This window comes from Bacteroidales bacterium, from assembly GCA_021648725.1.
Classification (GTDB): Bacteria; Bacteroidota; Bacteroidia; order Bacteroidales; family JAADGE01; genus JAADGE01.
The window spans coordinates 38,307-61,067 of record JAKISF010000005.1; the positions used below are offsets into that span (position 1 = coordinate 38,307).

A 22,761-nucleotide genomic window follows, 5' to 3' on the forward strand; every position below is an offset into this window, starting at 1 on the left:
ATTGTCCTTGTTAATACACGATTCAGAACTGTGGTATAATTTTTGGAATATAATAATTGAAATAAAAAAATCAAATATAAATCAAACTAAATAGGAGGAAATTAAAATGAAAAAAATTTTATTATTAATCGCACCCGCACTTTTTATTCTGAGTTCTTGTACAACAACTCGAGTAGTGCATTATTATGATGATGCGTACCCTTCTTCAAAAACAACAACAGTTGTTATCACAGATGATAATAACACAACTGTTGTAGAAAATAATAATGATGAAGGAGTATATGACAACTATGCCGATGAAAATTCTGCCGAAAATAATGTTACTGTTTATACAGATGACAATCAGGGAGATGTTACATATGTTATAGATAATGACGGAGATAGTGATGTTAATGTATATATAAGCAATGATTACCCTTCTTATTCTTCAAGAATCAGAAGATTTCACGGCAGCACATATATAATGTCAGACTATTATAACGATTATTATCGTTACGGAGGTTGGGATTCTTACTATTATCCGAGCTATTATTCATACTACAACTACTATTCTCCATACAGCTACTGGAACTATAGTTATTACAGACCATACTATTACGGTTCGTGGGGACGGTACGGATACAGTGGTTACGGAAGAGGATATAATCACGGATATAATCACGGATATCGAAATGGTTATTATGACGGATATTACGGATACGGAAGTTCTTACGGATACGGAGGATACTATGGAAACTCTTACTCACAATCATACGGTTACAGCAACAATAACTATGCTTACGGAAACAGACACAGAACATCTGTGAGAACAAATAACGGAACAAACAGAAACAGCGTAATAAGAAACAGCACGGTAGGGTCAAATCCTGATTATAACACAAGAACAAATGTGATAAGAAACAGTACAAATTCTAATACCGGAAACACAACAATAAGAAGATCGGACGGAAACAGAATAAATCCGGGAGTAACAAACACAGGAACCAATACTGTTAACAGAAATAACAGAAATACAACAAATTCAAATTTGAATAACAGAACCAATCCGGGAAACAGCACAATTAACAGAAATAGTAACAGAACTAATTCAAATTCAACAAACAACAGATATGATTCCGGAACAAATTCGAACAGAACAACTATAAACAGAAGTTCAAACAGTACAAGTAATTCTTATAACAGAAATACCGGAAACAGAACAGGTAATTCAACAATTAACAGAAGTTCCGGTAACAGCACAAATAACAGCTATAACAGAAATTCAAATTCAATAAGAAACAATAATACGAATTATAACAGAAACTCAAACACAAGAACAAATTCGAATATTAATTCAAGAAGTAATAATTATAACAGAAATAGTTCAAGTTATAACAGACCGAGTAACAGTTCTCGCTCAAGTTACAGCAGCAGTTCTAACAGAAGCAGTAACAGCTCTTATTCAAGACCGAGAAGCAGTAACAGTTCAAATTACAGCAGCCGAAGTTCCGGTAACAGTAACAGACCGAGTTATAACAGCGGAAGCAGCTCACGAAGTTCAGGAAGCAGCAACAGATCAAGTTATAACAGGGGGGGCAATAGTTCACGAAGTTCAGGAAGTTCAGGAAGCAGCAACCGGTCAAGTTACAGCAGCGGCAGCAGCTCTCGAAGTTCAGGCAGCAGTTCACGAAGTTCAGGCAGCAGCTCAAGAAGTTCTTCTTCAAGATCCGGAAGGTAATAAAAATCATAATAGTGTCAAGTCGATATCGGCTTGATACTGTTTTCTTAAAAGTATTGACACAAAATCAATATTAATAGGAAAACTATACCAACTAAAACCTTATAAAAGAAACATTATGTATAAAAAAACAATAATAACGATATCTGTTTTTATCTTTGCTATGATTACGGTTTTTTCTCAAAATCATATTGAAGCTCTGAGATACAGTCAACAATTTTATTCAAGTACGGCAAAATCCGAAGCTATGGGAAATGCCTTATCGGCAGTAGGTGCAGATTTTTCGTCATTAATGATAAACCCTGCCGGAATTGCCGTATTTAACTCAAGACAAGTTGCATTTACACCCAATTTTATTGTAAGCAACACAAAAGCAACACTTTCAGATAACACTATAAATGACGGAAAAATAGGTTTTAATTTTTCAAATATTGCCTATGTTAATACAATTAAAACCAACGGAATAATAAAATCATTCAGTTTAGGTATGGCATATAACAGTTTTAACGATTTCAGAAATAAAACTTATGTTTCGGCAGATAATCAAAACGGTTCAATATTAGATTTCATGATTTATAACGAAAATAATGACAGAGCAAGTATTTTCAGAGAAGATTTAGCATGGAATACATGGCTGTACAATCAAGATTTAACCACCGGAGAATATTGGAGTTTTTTAACAGATGACGGAACATACGGACTTACTCAAACTAAAGAAATAAGAACAAGCGGAGGTGTAGGAGAATTTAGTTTTACTTTAGGGACAAATATTAATGATGTTTTATATCTCGGAGGTACAATAGGTTTTACTTCAGTAAATTATAAATATAAATCTACTTATACCGAAACAAACTTCCCTGCGATTAATGCAGAAATTATCGAAAGTCCGGGAGACAGCACCTTAGTAAACCCTAACAGAATTGAATTTAATGAAACGCTTTATACCGAGGGCAGCGGAATTAATGCTAAATTCGGAATGATCTTTCAGCCTGTAAAGTTTTTAAGAATAGGCGGTGCAGTTCATACTTCAACATTATATGATTTTACCGATGAATACTTTACGTCTATGGATGTAAGATATCCTGTTGCTGATGCAGACGGTAATTCTGAATATAATTCTGAATCTGATGACAATATTTTTGAATGGAGATTAAAAACTCCATTCAGAGCAAATGCAGGAGTTGCTTTTATTTTAGATTCGTATAAGATAGGAAAGTTTTTTACTGTCCCTATGATATTAAGTCTTGATTATGAGTATGTTGATTATTCTTCAGCCGAATTAAGAAATTCATATTTCGATGATTCCGGTAACGATTTCGGTACTGCAAATAACAGAATAGGAAACATCTATAAAGAAACACATAACATAAGAGCAGGTGCAGAATTTAACTTCGGATTTATGAAAGTAAGAGGAGGTTATGCACTTTATTCAAGTCCTTATTCAGCCGATGAAGGTTTTAGTAATGCAAAATCGGTTTATTCGGGAGGCTTAGGGTTTGCATCAGAGCATTCTTATATTGATTTTTCATACTCGTTTTTACCGACAACAGAAAAATTAAATTTATATAATGCAACTGATATTTTTCCTGATAATCCAATCGGAAACATAACAGAGCCGCAAGCAATTGCAGAAAACAAAAAACAATTTTTTAAAGTTACTTTCGGCTTTCGGTTTTAATATATTAAATTTCCTCAATATAATAATTCAAAAATGCAGCTTTAATAAACTGCGTTTTTTTATGTTCTTATCACTCCTGTTTTATAATCTTCCGAAATTGGATTGTGAGATGCGGCTTCAATACCCATTGAAATTATTTTTCTTGTTTCCGTAGGCTCAATCACGGCATCAACCCATAAACGGCTTGCTGCATAATAAGGACTTGTTTGTTTATTGTACCTTTCAGTAATTTCAGATAATAATTCTTCCTGCTCTTTTTCTGAAATTTTTTCCCCTTTTCCTTTTAATGAAGCAATTTGTATTTGCAGTAAAGTTTTTGCGGCACTTGCACCGCTCATTACTGCTAATCTTGCAGAAGGCCAAGCAACAATTAGCCTGGGGTCGTATGCTTTTCCGTTCATTGCATAATTGCCGGCACCGTATGAATTTCCTATTATTATCGTGAATTTAGGAACAACAGAGTTTGCAACTGCATTTACCATTTTTGCACCGTCTTTTATAATTCCGCCGTGTTCCGAACGTTTTCCTACCATAAAGCCTGTTACGTCATGTAAAAAAACTATAGGTATTTTTTTTTGATTGCAGTTCATTACAAAATGAGCACCTTTATCAGCAGAGTCAGAATAAATTACACCGCCGAATTGCATTTCTCCGGATTTGCTTTTTATAATTGTTCTTTGATTTGCAACTATTCCGACAGGCCAGCCCTCAATTTCGGCATAACCGCAAAGTAATGTTTTCCCGTAGTCTTTTTTATATTCTTCAAACTCTGAATTATCAACCAAACGCTCAATAATTTCTCTCATATCGTATTGCTTCTCTCTGTTATCAGGAAGAATGCCGTATATTTCTTTTGGGTCTTTTTTCGGTTCAATGTTTTTCTTTCTATTTAAACAGTATTTTCTTTCGCTGTTACAAGTTTTATCAATTAAACTTTTTATTTTATCAAGTGCATCTTTATCATTATCTGCTTTATAATCTACAACACCTGATATTTCTGTATGTGTAATTGCTCCGCCGAGCGTTTCGTTATCAACATTTTCACCTATTGCAGATTTTACAAGGTATGAACCTGCAAGAAAAATTGTTCCGGTATCTTTCACAATAATTGCTTCATCGGACATAACGGGAAGATATGCACCGCCGGCAACACAATTTCCCATAACGGCAGCAATTTGTATAATTCCCATAGCCGACATTTTTGCATTATTTCTGAAAATTCGCCCGAAATGCTCTTTGTCGGGGAAAATTTCATCTTGCATCGGTAAAAACACCCCTGCACTGTCAACTAAATATATAATTGGGATATGATTTTCCATTGCAATTTCTTGAGCACGTAAGTTCTTTTTTGCGGTTATCGGAAACCAGGCACCGGCTTTTACCGTAGCGTCATTTGCAACAATTACACACATTCGTTCTTTAATGTAGCCGATTACAACAACTACGCCTGCTGACGGGCAACCTCCGTATTCTTTATACATGCCTTCTCCGGCAAATGCTCCTATTTCAATTGTTCTGCTGTTTTTGTCAATAAGATAATTAATTCGTTCTCGGGCAGTCATTTTACCTTTTGAATGCAGTTTTTCAATCTTTTTTTTACCTCCTCCGAGAAAAACATCAGTTAATCGTTGTTTTAAATCAGAAACGGCTAATTTATTAAAATCTTCGTTTTTATTAAATTCTATATTCATCGTAATTATTGAGATATTTAAGCTATAAAAGTAATGAAAAATTGTTTGTTTAACGAATGTTTATTTGCCGGTTTCAGGATTATGATTGGTCATGTTTTTTTTTCTGAATACTGATTATCTTTTTTATAGCAAATTCTTTACAGTGCATTCCGTCATAAAATCCGTCTTTTTTAATATGCAAAATCGACGGATTAAAAGAACCGAATAATGTTATTTTATTTTCTGCGGCATATTTACGAATTTTGTTTTCCGTTTCTGTTACTTTCGGATAGGATTCTTTGACTTTTTTATAAACCAACGGATGATATGGTGTCAGAAAAAAGTTTAGTTCAATATTGTTTTTTAGAATATCTTTACATAACAGATTAAAATTACTCCATATTTCACCTGAAATATTATTGAAGTTTTCGATAGAATATATGTTGCCCGAGATAAACTTTTTTACTTTGTTTTCAATTTCAACGGAAGAAGCTTCTCTATAGTCTTTTCCGTAAACTAATGAACCGTCAGTCAGTTTAGTATTTGTATCGTTTAATTCATTATTTGTTGCAACAGGGGCAGATTTACCTCTGATTATATTCGGCAAGTTTCTGAATGATGCCTGAAAGTATGAAAAAGAGAATAGTTGAGATAAACGATTGTCAATTAGCTGATTGTCTTTGTAACCGGTAAAGCTGTAAAATTCTTTTTTTAACGAAAGCCATCGTTTTTGACCATTGTTTGCATTTAACAACCAAGGGTCAATTCCGATTATTATTCTGTCGGGGAGTACTTCTTGAGTTTTGTACATTTGATAGATTGCAATAATATCTTCAATGCTTGCACCGGTTACACTGTTGTTAATAACAACTTTATTCGGAAAAAGTTTACTGTTCAGTAACATTGTTCTGCTTGAACCTATTATTACAATGTCGGGTTTATAATGTATGTTATTTATTATTTCTTTTTGAAGAATTCGGTCATCATAATTTGAAATATTTGTAGCATTCATTCCTTCGGAAAGAATTGAAGCAATTTTTTTTTCGTAATTTCCGTGAAATAACATTGCACCGTCACCCCAATAATTAACAGACGTTAGAATAACAAGAATTATTAAAGATGATATTGATGTTTTAATAATAAACTTTTTCATGTTAAAATTGGAAATAAATAAATTGATTTTCATTAAAATTACCCATTATCATAATTATTAAAATTATACTGAAATAGAATGAATACCTTATATATTTGTTCTTAATGCCGGAAATATTTGCAAGGGCATATTGTTCTTTACGCCCAATCCACTCAACAAACATAAATGCGAAAATTAAAATAAGTGTATATAAAGCTAATTTAAGATTATAGAAATTAGGGATAGTTAAAGTTGATTTTGAAAAAATTGTTGATAAGTAACTTAAAGCATGGTCAATACTTTTTGCTCTGAAAAATATCCAAGCCAAAACTGTTAAGCCAAAAGTTGTTCCCATTTGAAGGAGTTCTTTTATATTCGGTAAATATCGATTTTGTGCAACGGTATCTGTATTTTTTCTGTTTTTGTTCAGCAAAAGCAAAGGCAAAAAATATAAGGCATTTAATGTTCCCCAAACAATAAAAGTCCAATTTGCACCGTGCCAGAATCCGCTTACGATAAAAATAATGAATGTATTTTTGATTTTCATCCAAATTCCGCCGCGGCTACCGCCTAACGGAATATATAAGTAATCTCGAAACCAAGTTGATAATGAAATATGCCACCGCCTCCAAAATTCTGCAATGTCTCTTGAGAAATAAGGAAATGCAAAGTTTTGTTTAAGGTTAAAACCGAACAGTCTTGCTGTTCCTATTGCAATATCTGAGTAACCGGAGAAATCTCCGTATATTTGGAATGTGAAAAATAAAGCACCTACAATTAGTGTACTTCCGGAATAATCTGCTGAATTATTAAATATTTCATTGGCTATTTGTGCCGAGTTATCAGCAATTACAATTTTTTTAAATAAGCCCCACAAAATTTGCCTTAGTCCGTCAACAGCCTTGTTATATTCAAATTTTCTTTTTTTATAGAATTGAGGCAGTAAGTTTGTTGCTCTTTCAATAGGTCCTGCGACTAATTGAGGAAAGAAACTGACAAATGCGGCAAATGCAATGAAATCTTTTGTCGGTTCAAGTTTTCTTTTATAAACATCTATAGTATAACTAAGGGTTTGAAATGTATAAAAACTAATTCCGACAGGTAGTATAATATTCAATCCTTGCGGATTAACAGGATGCCCAAAGAAACTAAATGCTGTTACAAAATTTTCTAAGAAGAAATTATAATATTTGAAAAATCCAAGAAACCCGAGATTAGCTAATAAACTTATCCAAAGTAATATTTTTCTTTTTGGTTGGTTATTTTCTTTCGATAGTTTAAGTCCAATTGTGTAATCAATCAATGTGCTGAATAATATTAATGATAAGAATCTCCAATCCCACCAACCATAAAAAATGTAACTTGCAACAACTATGAGAAAGTTTTGAAATTTTAAGTTTTTATTAGTTATAAACCAGTACAGAAAAAATACAATCGGTAAAAATATTGCAAAATCTATTGAGTTAAAAAGCATTGACTGTTATATTCTTTTATTGTTAGCTAATTTTGTTTTCTTGTACGAAGTATAGTGACAGTATAAAATTTTGTCCAAATTTAATTAATAATTTTAACTTAGACTGTTGTCTTAATTTTTTTCGGGAATTACATTAGTTATATCTGATTTATTTAAGTACCTTTGTAGTGGATTAAAAATCTTTTGATTTCAATCATGTACTATCATTTTTGTTGATGTGCTTTTTTAAGCAATCTTTCATCACATTTGCAGACTTCATACTTATAGTTGAGTTATCAGTAACCAGTCCCGTCAAAGTACTAACTTTTAGTGCACCTAAGTGCTTATAGTCGAGCGTTTTCGTTTTTTTTTTTTGATGACACCAATTGAATAAAGTATGAATATTAATTCAGACAATTATTATGGTAACAATCGTATTTCTACAGCATTACTTCTTGCGGCAGGTACAGGCAGTCGTCTTTTCCCTTTAACAAAAAATTCTCCCAAATGCCTAACCCTTGTAAATGAAAAGTCAATTCTTGAGCGACTTATCAGTAACTTGAAAAAACAAGGATTTAAACGTCTTGTAGTTGTTACCGGCTATAAAAGTAAATGTATTACGGATATTTTGGGTAATCATTCAGGTGGCTTAAGTATTGAGTACATTCATAGTCCCTTATACCGCACAACTAACAATATATATTCGCTTTGGATGGCACGCAATATTATTAATGAGCCTTTTGTACTGCTTGAAAGTGATTTGGTTTTAAATACCTCCCTGCTTGATGAAATGGTTTTGCCCGGTAAAATAGCCGTAGCAAAAATGCAACCTTGGTTAGACGGAACCACGGTTTCTCTTAATAAACAAAATCAGGTAACTAAGTTCCATAAAGGCACAACAGATACATATACTGATATTCGTTATAAAACAGTTAATATTTACAGCTTCTCGCTTTCATCGTGGCGGGCAATTGTTATGAAGCTAAACCAATATATTTCTGAGGGTAGTGTTAATTGTTACTACGAAACCGTTTTTACTGAAATGGTTGCCGATAAAAGCCTGTTGTTTGAATCGGTTTTGTTCGACCAAAAACCGTGGTACGAGATTGATACTATAAATGATTTAGCTGAAGCAGAAAAACTTTTTCCGGTAGAATTAAAAACACGGGTTAAGTTAGAAAAGACTTATGCATAGTGTTTCAAATTAATATATTATGGGAAATACCTATAAAACACAGGCGGAGAAATACGAATACATATCAAAACAACACGGTGGCTATTATCGGCATAATTTTACCGACCATGCCTATTTATACAATCTCTATTTCCCGCCTAAAGCGGTATTTGCCCACCTTAAAGACAACATTCAGAACTTAGTGTTGAATTACCCCATGGCACAAGATGCACTTGCCGAACTAATTGGTGAAATAATACAGCAGCCCACTGAAAGAATTGTTGTTGGAAATGGTGCTGCTGAAATTATAAAAATATTATCCGGTCATTTAGCAAAAAAAATAATAGTTCCGGTACCTTCATTTAATGAATATGCAAATGTGGCACCTAAAGGGTGTGTAGTCGAATTTCCGCTTGAGTTTCCATCCTTTCAGCTGGATGTAGATAAGTTTGCTGCGGAAGCTATTAAAGCTAAAGCTGACATGGCTGTTGTGGTAACACCCAATAACCCTACATCGATGTTAGTGCCGAAAGCCGATTTAATTCGACTTGCAAAGAAACTGGAAATGCATAATTGCATGCTGATTATTGATGAATCTTTTCTTGATTTTACTGACAACAAAGAACAGATAAGTCTGGAACAAGATATTGATAAATACGCCAATATGGCTATTCTTAAAAGCATGAGTAAAGCTTATGGAATTTGCGGACTAAGGATTGGATATTTGTTAACGGCTAACCTGGAATTTGCAACTGCAGTTCGAAATGGCATTCATATTTGGAATATCAATGGATTTGCCGAAGAGTTTCTGCGTATTTTGCCACGTTATAAACATGAATTTGAAGCCAGTTGCGAACGGGTTAAATCAGACCGAGATATTTTTTATAAAAAGCTGTCGGATATTGAAGGGATGACCGTTTTTAAACCCGATGCAAACTATATTTTTTGTCGTTTGCCCGATACTGCTTTAAGTGGACCGGAAGTAACAAAACGCCTTTTTATTGAATACAATATTTATATAAAAGATAGTGCTGGAAAAACTCAACCTGATGCAACCCGATATATTCGAATCGCAAGTCGCACCAATGAGGAAAACAGTAAGCTTATTGAAGCATTGAAAAATGTAATGTATTTAAAGACCGAATAAGATGAATGACAAACAGCAGCCGGGCATGCTTACTTTTGCCAAAGATTTACCTAATATTTGTTCTTTACTTGGATTATTGAGTGCTGTATTAGGAATATTTTTTGCAATAAAAGGAAATTTTCCGGCAGCAATAATTGGAGTACTTTGGGCAGTCCTGTTCGATTGGTACGACGGAATTATTGCCCGAAAATTGAAAGGCAGGACAAAAATACAAGGTGTTTTTGGAGCTCAACTTGATTCAATGATTGATATTGTGAGTTTTGGAGTTTTACCTGCAATAATACTTTTAAGTTACGGAAATTACAGTATATGGTTTATGCCCGGAGCTTTTGTAATTATTGCTACAAGCACTATACGTTTGAGTTACTTTAATATTTATGGTCTTATCGACAGTAAAACATATAAAGGACTGGCACTTGATAATAATGTGCTTATTCTTGCTTTCCTGTTTCTATTTGAAAGTTTATTCGAGCATTCTACTTTCTCAGTAGTTATTTATATCCTTTTAATGATTCTGTCAGCATTAAACTTAACTTCAATTCCAACTCCAAAATTTGGCGGAAAATGGATTTATGTGCTGGTTTTTTATGTAATTACACTGACATTTGTTTTTGGTTGGATTCTGTATAATAAAGTGTCTTATACTGAAATAGGTTGACTCTTTTTTAAGTTTATTTGTTAATAATTCTCCCCGAAAAGTTATTTCCGAATTGATTTTTTTAATTTTTAATTATTTGAAAAACGATTCATAAAAACTTTTCTCTTTTCATCTTTCAAGTTTGCAAGATACTATTTTTTTGTATTTAGTTTCTTCTTTTTGTAAGATTTGTATTTAACGTTCGGATTTATGTGAATATCAGCAGGTTTTCCCATATTCAAGCTTAAATGCTAAGTCTGCTTCTGTATCTGTTAATCCTGCTGTTGCATCTAATAGTAATTTTTGCAAGTCTTCATTTATGGCATTCCCTTTTCCCAAAACAACTCTTAAACGCTTTTCTAAATCTGATTTATCTGGCAAAGGCATATTAATTACCGTAACATATTTTTCAAGTTCTACGGGAAGTTTAAAAAATGGTGGAAGCAATAAAATATGTTTGTTTAATACTTTAAAATACTGAGTTGATTTACGAAGTTGAACAACAAACTTTTCATCACTAAATTGTTTGTGAGCATCTTCAATAATAAATATTTCTTTATTGTCTCGCTGGGCGTATTCTATGACTTCGACCTAAAAATACAATAGTTTTCAACTATTAAAAGTACATTAGTATTTTCTGTTTAAGTCCGTGATATTTTACAAGATATTTCGTATATTTACGACCCCCACGGCAACACAACAAAAATGCCACACCTCCAAGAACTAAAATACGACTACGCCGACCAAGTAAACGAAGTTACATTAGATGCAGGTCCAACGTAGGACAACATAACAACAAAGCCGTTCGGAATAGCGTCTTCATAACTTCGGTAATAAACACAGCAGCTTGCATATTTACACGAAGAATTTATAGAGATATTATTATTGACAGTCAATATTAAAAGTATCATAAAATATTGTTTTTGACATCTTAATTAAAGCTTATCGGTAATAATTATTAAAACTTTGTTTTTTAAATTTCAATATAATTGTTATAATTGTTTTATCATAAATCTGAAAAAAAGAAATTATGATTATTAAAGAAGTTACAGATAATAAAACAATCAAGCAATTTCATCAAGTTCCGAGAATTATTTATAAAAATGATTCAAACTATATTCCGCATATAGAAAATGATATCGAAAAGAAATTCCAGAAGAAAACTAACAGCTTTTATAACGGAAATAATGCAAAACGCTGGATTCTGAAAGATGATAAAAATAATTTAACAGGAAGAATTGCCGCTTGGGTTCATCCTAAATATTCAAAAAGATATAAACAACCCACCGGAGGTGTCGGATACTTTGAATGTGTTAATAATCAGGAGGTTGCAAACCTTTTGTTTGATACGGCTAAAAGCTGGTTAGAGGAACAGGGAATGCAAGCAACGGACGGACCCATTAATTTTGGTGAACGTGACCAATTTTGGGGTTTATTGGTTAAAAATTTTATTGCACCCAATACTTATGCAATGAATTATAATCCGGAGTATTACGTTTCGCTTTTTGAAACTTACGGTTTTCAAGTTTATTACAACCAATTAATGTATCATCGTTTATTGAGCGACCCCGCACAAGATGTTTTTATAATAAAATCAAAAGAACTTGTAAAAGACCCGAACTTTGAATGTCGAAACATAAGAGGTGTTAAATTAGAAGTTGTTGCACAAAATTTTGTTGATGTTTATAACGACGGTTGGGGACATACACGAAAAAACTTTAAAAAGCTGGAATTACCCTTTGCAGTAAAGATGTTAAAATCAATAAAGCCGGTTATTGACCCCGATATTATGATTTTTGCTTTTTATGATAACAGACCTGTGGGAATGTTTATAAACCTTCCGGAGCTTAATCAAATCTTCAAATATTTGAACGGAAAAATGAATTTATTCGGGAAATTGAAATTTTTGTTATATAAAAAAATAAAACCGCCCACAACAATGTATGGTTTAGTTTTTGGTGTTGCTCACGATTTTCACGGTAAAGGTGTTGAGGGTGCAATGATAAAATTTGCAGAAGAAAATGTTGTTCCTTTAAACCGATATGAAGATTTAATTTATACTTGGATAGGTGATTTTAATCCGAAAATGATTAAAGTTTGTGAAAACTCGGGAGGAAAACAATACAGAACTTTTTCAACCTATCGTTATTTATTTGACAGAAACAAATCTTTTGAAAGAGCAACTCTTGATGAATCTTAAAGTTTAAATTATATGATACTTTTAATTGTTTTTTACATCTTTTTCCCTGCGGTTATTTTGTTTTTAACACAGAAGTTTTCTGCAATGAACAAAATCGGGTCTGTTTTAATTGCTTATTTCTTTGGTCTTGTTTTAGGAAATTCGGGTTTAATGCCTGAAGATGTAAAAAGCATACAAGAACCTTTTTCGGAAGTTTCGGTTTTATTGGCAATTCCGCTTTTATTGTTTTCAACAAATGTAAGGCAATGGTTAAAAGTTGCGGGAAAAACTATGTTTTCAGGATTATTGGTAGGTATTGCAGTTATTATTACCGTAGTTTCAGGTTATTTTATTTTTATGGGTGATGTTGGAAACGGCTGGCAAGTATCAGGTTTATTAACAGGTGTTTATACAGGCGGAACTCCAAATATGGCAGCTATAAAAACTGCTTTAAATGTTGATTCTGATTTGTTTATAGTAACACATACTTACGATATGTTGGTATGCACAATTTTTATAATACTTGCATTATCTGTGTTTCAACGTTTCGGTTTATTGTTTCTTCCGAAATACAAAATCGGCAACGAAACAGATGCAAAAAAGCAAGAAGAATTAGTTGCCGAATTAGAAACCTATGATGATTTGTTAACTAAAAAGAATATTCCGAACATATTAAAAGGAGTTGGTTTATCGGTACTGATTGTTGCTGCGGGTGCAGGTTTAAGTATGGTTGTGCCGAAAGATTTTTCTACCGTTGTTGCTATTTTAACAATTACAAGTTTGGGAATTGCTTTGGCATTAGTTCCGAGAATTAATAAGATACCTAAAACTTTTCATGTGGGTATTTATTTTATTTTAATATTCAGTTTAGTAGTTGCCTCAATGGGTGATTTAACAGCAATCGGTAATATTTCTGCTGAAATCTTTTTTTATGTTGTTTATGTAGTATTCGGAATAACAATTCTAAATTTTATATTTTCTGCAATTTTCAGAATTGATGCTGATACAACAATAATTACAATGACATCACTTATCTTTTCTCCCCCTTTTGTTCCTGTTGTTGCAGCAAAGTTAAAGAATAAAGATATTATTATTTCAGGTTTAACGGTAGGAATTATAGGATATGCCGTAGGCAATTATCTTGGAATATTGATTGCTTATGCTTTAAAATAAAAAAAGCTGCCCTTTTTAGACAGCTTTAAAAAGTTTATTCTTTTATATTAGAACCTGTAACCGATAGAAATTCTTGTTAAAAAGTTTAAAGGGAATACATCTGTATCAAATGTATATGTCGGGTCATCATACTCAAAACCTCCGGCAAAGTTTTTACCTGCCCCAAAACCTATATCAGCTAAAAAACCGCCGTCAGCAACCCATTTATATCCCAATGCCAGACCAACACCTATTGCAGTATATTTATAACTGTATGAACCTGTTCCAAATATATCAACAGTAGAACCGCCATAGTTTGTATAGTTAAAATAAGGGGCAGTATAGAACTTATCTCCGCCTTTATCGGGGCTAAAATAATACTTAAAAAGCACTTTTGAGTTTAATCCGCTGGTATTATCTCCAAATCTGTATCCTATAGCAACTTCGGCTCCTATATTGTCAGAAACAATATATTCGGCAGAAATAGGAATACTTCCGAATAAAGCACTAATCGGATTAATTTTTACTTCAAACTGGGAAAATCCCATAGTAGCAAGCATCATAAATGCTCCTAAAATCATTAATTTCTTTTTCATGATGGTTTATTTCTTTAGTTTATAAAATATTTAGAATGCTAAGTTAGAATTATTTAATTATTTCAAGCAATTTCTTCATTAAACTGTATATTGAGAAACATGAAATATCTTTTTTATCTGAATTTATTACCCATTGTTTCTTTTTTGTTATGTTAATCGTTATTTTATTTAAGGTATTGTCAATAAAAAATCCTTTTCGGTTTAGTGCATTTATTGTTAGCTTATTAATAGTTTCTGAGCTTGAATTATTTATAAGCTTTATCGGATATTTGTTTTGAAACTTAACAGAGAATTCCACTTTATTTTTATCAAAATAAACATTGCCGGTACTAAAAAGATTATTAAAAACATTTTGTAAAATTAAATCTTCAGGTGCTCCTTCGTATATTGTTTTGTCTTTTATTAACCAAACTTTATCGGCATGTTTTAAGGCAATGTTTAAATCATGCGTTGAAAAAATAATTGTTTTGTTTTGTTTTGCAGCAGTTTCTGAAAGTATATTATAAACTGTATATTTATTTTCAATATCAAGAAATGCAGTAGGTTCATCCAACAATATAATATCTGTGTTTTGTGCTAATGCTCTTGCAATCATTACTTTTTGCCTTTCTCCGTCGCTTATTTCACTAATATTTTTTTCTGCTAAATGTAAAATGCCGGTTATAGAGAGAGCCTCTTGTATTATGTTAATATCATTTTCTGATTGCTTTTTTGAAAAAGATTGATGCGGAAACCTTCCTAATTTTACCAAATCAAATACTTTTAAAAAACGGGTATTAATAATTTCTGAAGTAACTATTGATAACTTCTTTGCAGACTCAATTGCCGAATAATTTTCAATGAGTTTACCCTTAATTTTTATTTGCCCCGAAAGTAATTTATGAGAGCCTGCAATTGTATGTAATAATGTGCTTTTACCCGAACCGTTAACGCCTATTAGTGCAATGTTTTCTCCTTTATGTGCAGATAAATTTATGTCGGAAAGTAATATGTTTGATGTTTTTCCGGAAGTATATCCTATTACGGCATCAGTAATTTTTATTTCCCTTTCTCTGTTCATTTTTAAATTGAATTTTTATGTAATTGTTTAAAAATTATAATGATCTCACAATAATTATTAAATTTGTACATTCTCAAATAATAAGCTAATTAAACAGTTTTAGATTGAAAATTATCGTTAAATATAAATTTATTTTAATTCTACTATTCTTCTTTTCCGCAAAAGTTGTTGATGCACAGTTTTATAACGGGCATCAAATGACTTTCGGTAAAAACAGAGTTCAATATTTGAATAAGTATTGGCGTTATCACAGATACGATAAATTTGATACATATTTTTATAAAAACGGCGACAGTTTAAGCATGCAAATTGCCGGAATTGCAGAAGTTAAAATTCCGGATATTGAAAACTTTTTCGGTTACGGTATTCAAAAGAGGTTAATTTTTTTATGTTATAAAAGTTTGTCGGATTTTAGGGAAAGTAATGTCGGTTATGACTCGGGAAATGAAAATTCAAATATAGGAGGTGTTACAAAAATAATTGATAATAAAGTTTTTATTTATTATGAAGGAGATAAAAAGAACCTTGAAAAACAAATTGTTGAAGGTATAACAAAAGTGTTGATTAATGACATGCTTTACAGCGGAAGTTATACAAAGAAATTTACAAATTCCACATTAATTGAACTTCCTGAATGGTACGAAGAAGGCTTAATAAGTTATTTAAGTGAAGAATGGAGTTTTGAAATTGAGAACAGAATAAAAGACGGTTTTCGTTCAAAGAAGTTTAAAAAAATAAACCGATTAATAGGCGAAGATGCAAAATTTGCCGGACATTCTTTTTGGTATTTCATAGGAGAAGCATACGGAAAAGATGTTATTCCGAGCATTATTTATCTTACCCGAATTAATAAAAATTCTGATTTGGGTTTTAAGTATGTTCTCGGGCTTTCAATAAAAGAACTTTCTCCTGTTTGGAAAAATTTTTATGCAGAAAGGTTTGACAGTTTCACGGAAGAAACAATATTGCCGGATAAGTCAACAGATATTTTAAAAGGAAAGAAAAACACAGTTTACCAAAGAGTAAAAATAAGTCCTGACAACAAGTATATCTCTTATGTTGCAAATCAATCAGGGAAGTTCAAAATTTACCTTTACGATAAAAAAACAGGCAAGCAAAAAACTGTTATAAAAAAAGGTCATAAATTAGACCAAATTACAGATTATTCTTACCCTGTTCTTGCATGGCATCCTTCCGGTAAATTGTTGTCTTTTTTTATTGAAGAGCAAGGTCGTTTGCGGATGTATATGTATAATGTTGAGGATAATGAATTAAAAAGAAGAAATATAATGTACTTTGATAAAATACTTTCAGCCGATTATTCGGATGACGGGTTTTTAATAGTATTTTCTGCCGTAAAAGATGCACAAACAGATATTTACATCTATAATGTTTCAGCTTCAAATTTTGATAGAATTACAAATGACAACTATGTTTATTTAAATCCGGAGTTTGTTGATAAATCAAGAAAGATAATTTTTTCTTCCGACAGGGATAATATTTTTGAAAATAATGATTATTACAGCCCGAAAGATTTATTTATTTATGATATTAAAAAAAATGAGTTTTTCAGGTTAACAAATACTCCGTATTTTAACGATACACATCCTATTGAGGTAAAAGAAAACAAATATTCAAGCTTAACTGATAAAACAGGAATTATAGGAAGACAAATTATAGAATATGACAGTACCGTAAGTTATATCGATACGGCAATACATTATCGTTACTTTACAAACGACTATCTAACAACTGATTACACGTCAAATATTGAAAGTTATGATATAAATAAAAAAGATAAATCTTCCGCAGAATTGATTTTTAACAGAAACCGATTTCATATTTATAACGATATTTTCAGTTATCAAGAAAAAGAGAATGTAGCGAAAACGTATTTCAGAAAAATATTTACGGAAAAAGTAAAATATAAAGACAGCATCAATAAAATAGAGAAAGAAAATGAAAGAATTCAGCAATTAAGATTAGACAGTCTAAGAAATAATCCGCCTTCAAATTTATTACATCCTGACAGCATTCCCGTTGATATTAATAATTATGTTTTTGAAACCGAAAGAAACATAGAATACTATAAATTAAATCCTATTATTGATACTGCGCTTGAAACTAATGAGGATTCTTCCGAATTTTTACCTACATATAATTATCTTACAAACTTCTATACAAATCATATTGTCCAACAAGTAGATTTCGGTTTACTGAACAGTTCATACCAAGCATTTACCGGAAGTGCTTTTTATTTTGTGCCGGGGGTAAATATTTTTACCAAAATAGGGATTTATGATTTATTTGAAGATTACAGAGTTACCGGCGGTGTTAGGCTTGGTGCAAATTTAGACAGCTATGAATATTTGTTCAGTCTTGAAAATTTAAAATACAAAATTGACAGGCAATATATTTATCATCGTCAAACATATACCAATAAGCTCACAAACAGCTACGGTTACTATTACTTATGGAAGATGTATTCAAATGAGGGGATGTATATTTTAAAATATCCTTTCAGTCAAGTAGCATCGGTAAAAGCAACATTAAGTTTAAGACACGACAGGGTAGTTTTTTTATCTACTGATATGGCAACTTTGGCTGAGCCTTCACAATATCAATTTTTTTCAGGTGCTAAGTTAGAATACAATTATGATGATGTTAAAAGTTTAGGCACAAATTTATATGACGGAACTCGCTTTAAAATATTTACCGAATTTTATCAAGAAGTAGATCAGAATTATACAAACTTATTGGTTTTAGGTGCTGATTTCAGGTTCTATAAAAAAATCCACAGAAATTTAATTTTCGCAGGACGTGCTGCAGGAAGTGCATCTTTCGGAAAAAGCAGATTATTATATTATCTCGGAGGTGTTGATAATTGGTATGTTATTAACCCTAACAAAATGCAGTTTGATAATTCTGTTGATATTAATGAAGAACAACAATATGTTTATCAGGCAGTTGCTACAAATATGAGAGGTTTTATTCAAAATGCACGAAACGGAACAAACTTCGCAGTTATTAATAATGAAATTAGGTTTCCGATAGTAAGATATTTAGCAAACAGACCTTTAAACTCAGCTCTTTTAAATAATTTTCAAATAATCGGTTTTGCAGATGCAGGTGCTGCATGGTCAGGCTTATCTCCTTTCGACCCCTTAAATGCTTACAATACTGAAACTGTAAAAACAGGTCCTGTTACGGTAATTATTGATAAAAACAGATGGCCCGTTATTTACGGATACGGTTTTGGGCTGAGAAGTAAAGTTTTCGGTTATTTTGTACGCTTAGATTGGGCAAGAGGATATGACAGCGGTGTGTTATTACCTCGAATTTTTTATTTTTCTTTAAATTTAGATTTTTAAACAAGCTTATAAAAAAAAATCTTTAAATGATAAATGATAAAACAGTTGCAGTTGTTGTTCCGGCTTATAACGAAGAAACTCAAATAGGTATTGTTATAGAAAATATGCCCAATTTTGTTGACAGAATTATTGTAATAAATGATTGCTCAAAAGATAAAACTTCCGATGTTGTTCAAAAATATATTCAAGATAACAATAGAGATTATTCTCATCCTAAAATTAAAAAAACTGAGTTAGTTAAAACACTGTATAATCATGCTGATTTTGTAGTTCAGGAAATATTTGAAAAAGAAAAAAATAATCTTACATCTTCCGAAATTGCAAATGAGCATCAAGAAAAAGACCGAATTATTTTAATAAATCACAAAAAAAACGGAGGAGTAGGAGCAGCTGTTGCTACCGGTTTTCAGTGGTGCAGAGAAAATAATATTGATATTACCGCAAAAGTTGACGGCGACGGACAAATGGACCCTGCTGAATTATATAATATTTGCAAACCCGTTGCAGAAGAAAATATTGATTATGTAAAAGGTAACCGATTGATACATAAAAGTTCAAAACTTGTAATACCCGAGATAAGATATCTCGGCAATTCAGTTTTATCAATAATGACAAAAATTGCAAGCGGTTATTGGGCGGTAAGCGATACCCAAACTGCTTTTACTGCAATTTCAAGAAACGGATTAAATTCAATTCGTTTAGATAAGCTTTATAAAAAATACGGTTATCCGAATGATATTTTGGTAAAACTAAATATTGCTTCATGCACTTTGAAAGAAGTTGAAATTAAACCTATTTATAATGTAGGCGAAAAATCAAAAATGAAAATTTTGAAGTTAATTCCGCGACTTTCATTTTTGTTGTTTAAATCATTCTTTAAACGTTTGTTTGTAAAATATTTTTTCAGAGATTTTCACCCGCTGTTTTTCTTTTATATATTATCGTTCCTTTTATTTTTAATTGATATTCCTTTTATTGTAGAGTTAATAAAAAATTATACGGTAAAAGGTGCTGCAACACAAGAAAGTTGGTTGATTATATTCATATTCTTAACAATATCTTCCTTGCAATCATTATTTTTTGCAATGTGGATGGATATTCAGGATAATGAAAAATTATATAAAAGATAAATATTGATGAAAACTAAATTGTTGTTCAATATTCTGCTTTATTTATCATTAATTTTTCTCGTAGTATATTTGTACAGGCTTAATGTTGATGAGGTTAAGGGCTTAGATGTCAATGTGTTATATTTGCTGGTATCATTGTTATTTCTTTGGGGCGGTTTTTATTTAAGTACATTGAGCTGGTGGTATGTATTAAAAAAACATAATATAAATATCTCAAAAAGAACTTCTTTAAAGTCACACGGTCTTTCTGTTTTTGCAAAATACATCCCGGGAAAAATTTGGGTTGTGTTAGGTCGTGCGGCAAAGGCAACTGAGCAAAAATATTCTGTTAAAACGGCATCTTTTGCTTCTTTAAAAGAGCAGTTGTTATATGTTTGGCTCGGTTTATTGATAAGTGCACTTCCATTGTTTTTGTACAGAGGGATTGATATTTTTTCAATAAGCGTTTCGGTTTTATTTGTCGGAATAAGTTTTATTAATTTTTCTGATAAATTCAGAATTTTTGTAATTTGGTCTTTGAAAAAAGTTTTAAAAAAAGATATTGAAATACCGCATATATCATTTAAAAAGAATTTAAAACTACTTGTATATATTTTTATTTATTGGACTTCCTGGATTATTGCTTTCTACTTTTTATCTCTTTCATTATATCCCGATACAACCGTTCAAATAGGATTTATTTTTCCTCTCAGCGTAACTATAGGTTTATTGGCTGTTATTGTTCCCGGCGGAATAGGTGTAAGGGAAGGAATAATGGTTACATTTATGGTGCTCAGCGGGATGCCTGTTGAAATTGCGGTAAGTATTTCGGTAGTTTCCAGAATTTGGTATATAAGCGGTGAATTATTTATTTTCTTATCGGCAGTTTTTGTTAAAAAGAGCAATTAAAAAGTATCTGTATATTTCTCGGAATAATTATTATAAATACTGTTTGCTTCATTAATTAATGCCGATTTATATGAAATTCCTTGTTTTTTTGCTTTTCTCTCAACTTCCTTTTTCCACGAAGAGCAATTATTAATGTAACTTGTATAGTGATTTATTTTCAGCTGTTTAAAATATTTTCCGGCTTTATGTTCTTTAATTATGCTCTCGGCATATTTTGAATATATGCTGTCTGTGTTTGTGCTAATATTTTCTTGGTTTTTCAAAATACTGTCTGACAGTGATTTGTTGGATTTTACATCTTCCAATATTGCATTTACCAACATTTCATCAGTAATTACGGCATTTCTGTCATTTTCATGAGTAAATTCATAAATCCCTTTCCTTGCTTTGTCATAATCAGGTCTTTGTGCAATTTTCCAATATTTGCAAGTTGCATTTAAATGTAAGAAATTTTCCCAATAGGCTTCTTTGCTCATCCACCAAAAGTGAATTGCACCTTTGCGATATTGCTGTATTTGAAATTGATTAAAAGCCGTTAAAGTAAACAATATTGTAATTGTGATTATATTAATAATTTTGTTCTTTTTTACTTGTGTAAGCAAAGCTGCTAACGGAATTGCCGTCAAACCGTACATATCAACCATTGATCTTTGTCCGAAAGAACCTCCGAACCACCAACTCCACCACGATGAAAGTATATAAATATTTAATATCAATACAGTTAATATTGCTGTTGAAAATTTGTTTTTATCTTTAAATAAAGCAAAAAAACCGAATGTTGCAAAAAGCATTAAAGGAGTATATATAAACCAACCTTTTTTATAACTGAATAAAAAGTTTGTGATTTGGGGGTTATTAAAAAAGAATTGTTCGTTCGATTCTCCGTATGAAAAATATAAAATTTTACCTGAAACATAAAACCAATATGCAAATTGAGGTATCCAAATAATTACGAAAGATAAAACCATTACCAAAACTAAGTGCCAATGTTTCAGCAAATTGGCGATACTTTCTTTTAGGGTTTTGAAATTTGTAACACCGTATAACGGAATTAATAATAATATAATAATATTTGTAGGTCTTACTAAAGCAATTAATCCGCCTGTAAGACCTAAGAAAATTGAATTTTTAATGTTTTTAGAATCGTGCCATTTTATTAATAAATAAACAAATAAAGTAATTAAAAAGAAGTTGTATGAATGTGACATCGGAGCTTCGTATGTAACATAATAAAATAAGTTTGTTCCTGCTCCGATAAAGAATAAAGTAAGTGCCGTAATTTTATCATCATAAAATTTTAAAAGAACTTTTCTCAGAATAAACAGTGCTAAAATGAAATAAATATATGCACTAAATGTTAATGCGATATGATAAGGCAAACTGTATCCGTCAGCATTATATTTAGGGTGTATTTTTGCAACGGCATGGCCTATAAAAAAGAAAGGACTGTATAAAATTGATAAACCTATTGAAGTTTTAATTGTTTTTTTACCTTTCGGCGACTTCATTGTCCATATCCATTTATTAAAATCAATTTCATTGTTTTTTTCAGTAAATTCAAATGATAAATCGTTATAAATAAATGTTGCCGGCAAGTATGCGTAATATGATTTTATATCCCAAACAATTACCCCTTCGTCTTTTGAATAATTATGATGATTAAAATTTACAAAGGGTATAGCGATTATAAATAAAAGGATTACATATTTACTGTGTAAGTTTTTTTTCAATCTTTCCGTAAAGTTCATCAGGTTTATTGTGTAAGAAATAATAACGA

The 22,761-nt window shown here is 31.5% G+C and carries 17 protein-coding genes; 10 read left to right on the plus strand and 7 right to left on the minus strand.

Going from position 1 to position 22,761, the window contains the following annotated elements:
* Positions 1-106 precede the first annotated feature (106 nt).
* Both L3J35_03060 and L3J35_03065 read left to right on the plus strand, forming a co-directional pair.
* Positions 107-1,717 carry a hypothetical protein gene (locus L3J35_03060; protein MCF6365159.1) on the plus strand — a complete coding sequence of 537 codons (1,611 nt, stop codon included), beginning with the start codon at positions 107-109 and terminating at the stop codon, positions 1,715-1,717.
* A gap of 118 nt (positions 1,718-1,835) precedes the next feature.
* A complete protein-coding gene (locus L3J35_03065) occupies positions 1,836-3,395 on the plus strand; it encodes a hypothetical protein (protein MCF6365160.1) in 1,560 nt (519 codons plus the stop codon).
* A gap of 59 nt (positions 3,396-3,454) precedes the next feature.
* On the opposite strand, the gene L3J35_03070 is transcribed toward L3J35_03065, so the two are convergent.
* From L3J35_03070 to L3J35_03080, 3 genes are all read right to left on the minus strand, one after another.
* Positions 3,455-5,086, minus strand: a complete 1,632-nt coding sequence (locus tag L3J35_03070) for an acyl-CoA carboxylase subunit beta (GenBank protein ID MCF6365161.1) — start codon at positions 5,084-5,086, stop codon at positions 3,455-3,457.
* A 79-nt stretch (positions 5,087-5,165) separates the two neighbouring features.
* On the minus strand, positions 5,166-6,218 hold the full coding sequence (locus tag L3J35_03075) for a hypothetical protein (protein ID MCF6365162.1): 1,053 nt from the start codon (positions 6,216-6,218) through the stop codon (positions 5,166-5,168).
* Position 6,219: 1 nt separating this feature from the next.
* Positions 6,220-7,671 carry an MBOAT family protein gene (locus L3J35_03080; GenBank protein ID MCF6365163.1) on the minus strand — a complete coding sequence of 484 codons (1,452 nt, stop codon included), beginning with the start codon at positions 7,669-7,671 and terminating at the stop codon, positions 6,220-6,222.
* A gap of 376 nt (positions 7,672-8,047) precedes the next feature.
* Between L3J35_03080 and L3J35_03085 the strand changes: the two genes are divergently transcribed.
* Genes L3J35_03085 through L3J35_03095 form a run of 3 tightly spaced genes read left to right on the plus strand, consistent with a single transcriptional unit; the run spans position 8,048 to position 10,629 of the window.
* Positions 8,048-8,845, plus strand: coding sequence for a phosphocholine cytidylyltransferase family protein (locus tag L3J35_03085; GenBank protein ID MCF6365164.1), 798 nt, complete (start codon positions 8,048-8,050; stop codon positions 8,843-8,845).
* A gap of 19 nt (positions 8,846-8,864) precedes the next feature.
* Positions 8,865-9,971 (plus strand): histidinol-phosphate aminotransferase family protein, encoded by a 1,107-nt coding sequence (locus tag L3J35_03090; GenBank protein ID MCF6365165.1) that lies wholly within the window; start codon positions 8,865-8,867, stop codon positions 9,969-9,971.
* Between the two features lies 1 nt (position 9,972).
* Positions 9,973-10,629: a CDP-alcohol phosphatidyltransferase family protein gene (locus L3J35_03095; GenBank protein ID MCF6365166.1), complete on the plus strand. Its 657-nt coding sequence runs from the start codon at positions 9,973-9,975 to the stop codon at positions 10,627-10,629.
* A gap of 198 nt (positions 10,630-10,827) precedes the next feature.
* Here the strand turns inward: L3J35_03095 and L3J35_03100 are convergent, their stop codons facing one another.
* On the minus strand, positions 10,828-11,055 hold the full coding sequence (locus L3J35_03100; GenBank protein MCF6365167.1) for a hypothetical protein: 228 nt from the start codon (positions 11,053-11,055) through the stop codon (positions 10,828-10,830).
* Between the two features lie 583 nt (positions 11,056-11,638).
* On the opposite strand from L3J35_03100, the gene L3J35_03105 reads away from it, so the two are divergent.
* Both L3J35_03105 and L3J35_03110 read left to right on the plus strand, forming a co-directional pair.
* The gene (locus L3J35_03105) at positions 11,639-12,808 is read left to right on the plus strand and encodes a hypothetical protein (protein MCF6365168.1); all 1,170 of its coding nucleotides are present in this window, start codon (positions 11,639-11,641) and stop codon (positions 12,806-12,808) included.
* Between the two features lie 84 nt (positions 12,809-12,892).
* Positions 12,893-13,960 carry a DUF819 family protein gene (locus L3J35_03110; protein ID MCF6365169.1) on the plus strand — a complete coding sequence of 356 codons (1,068 nt, stop codon included), beginning with the start codon at positions 12,893-12,895 and terminating at the stop codon, positions 13,958-13,960.
* 47 nt (positions 13,961-14,007) lie between these two features.
* On the opposite strand, the gene L3J35_03115 is transcribed toward L3J35_03110, so the two are convergent.
* On the minus strand, positions 14,008-14,535 hold the full coding sequence (locus tag L3J35_03115; protein MCF6365170.1) for a DUF3575 domain-containing protein: 528 nt from the start codon (positions 14,533-14,535) through the stop codon (positions 14,008-14,010).
* A 49-nt stretch (positions 14,536-14,584) separates the two neighbouring features.
* Positions 14,585-15,595 (minus strand): ABC transporter ATP-binding protein, encoded by a 1,011-nt coding sequence (locus tag L3J35_03120; protein ID MCF6365171.1) that lies wholly within the window; start codon positions 15,593-15,595, stop codon positions 14,585-14,587.
* Between the two features lie 104 nt (positions 15,596-15,699).
* Between L3J35_03120 and L3J35_03125 the strand changes: the two genes are divergently transcribed.
* Genes L3J35_03125 through L3J35_03135 form a run of 3 tightly spaced genes read left to right on the plus strand, consistent with a single transcriptional unit; the run spans position 15,700 to position 20,984 of the window.
* Positions 15,700-18,966, plus strand: a complete 3,267-nt coding sequence (locus L3J35_03125; protein MCF6365172.1) for a hypothetical protein — start codon at positions 15,700-15,702, stop codon at positions 18,964-18,966.
* Positions 18,967-18,992: 26 nt separating this feature from the next.
* Positions 18,993-20,096, plus strand: coding sequence for a glycosyltransferase family 2 protein (locus L3J35_03130; protein ID MCF6365173.1), 1,104 nt, complete (start codon positions 18,993-18,995; stop codon positions 20,094-20,096).
* Between the two features lie 6 nt (positions 20,097-20,102).
* Entirely contained in the window at positions 20,103-20,984 is an 882-nt protein-coding gene (locus L3J35_03135; GenBank protein MCF6365174.1) for a flippase-like domain-containing protein, read from the plus strand.
* On the opposite strand, the gene L3J35_03140 is transcribed toward L3J35_03135, so the two are convergent.
* On the minus strand, positions 20,981-22,732 hold the full coding sequence (locus L3J35_03140; protein MCF6365175.1) for a hypothetical protein: 1,752 nt from the start codon (positions 22,730-22,732) through the stop codon (positions 20,981-20,983). The genes L3J35_03135 and L3J35_03140 overlap by 4 nt on opposite strands.
* Between the last annotated feature and the right edge of the window lie 29 nt (positions 22,733-22,761).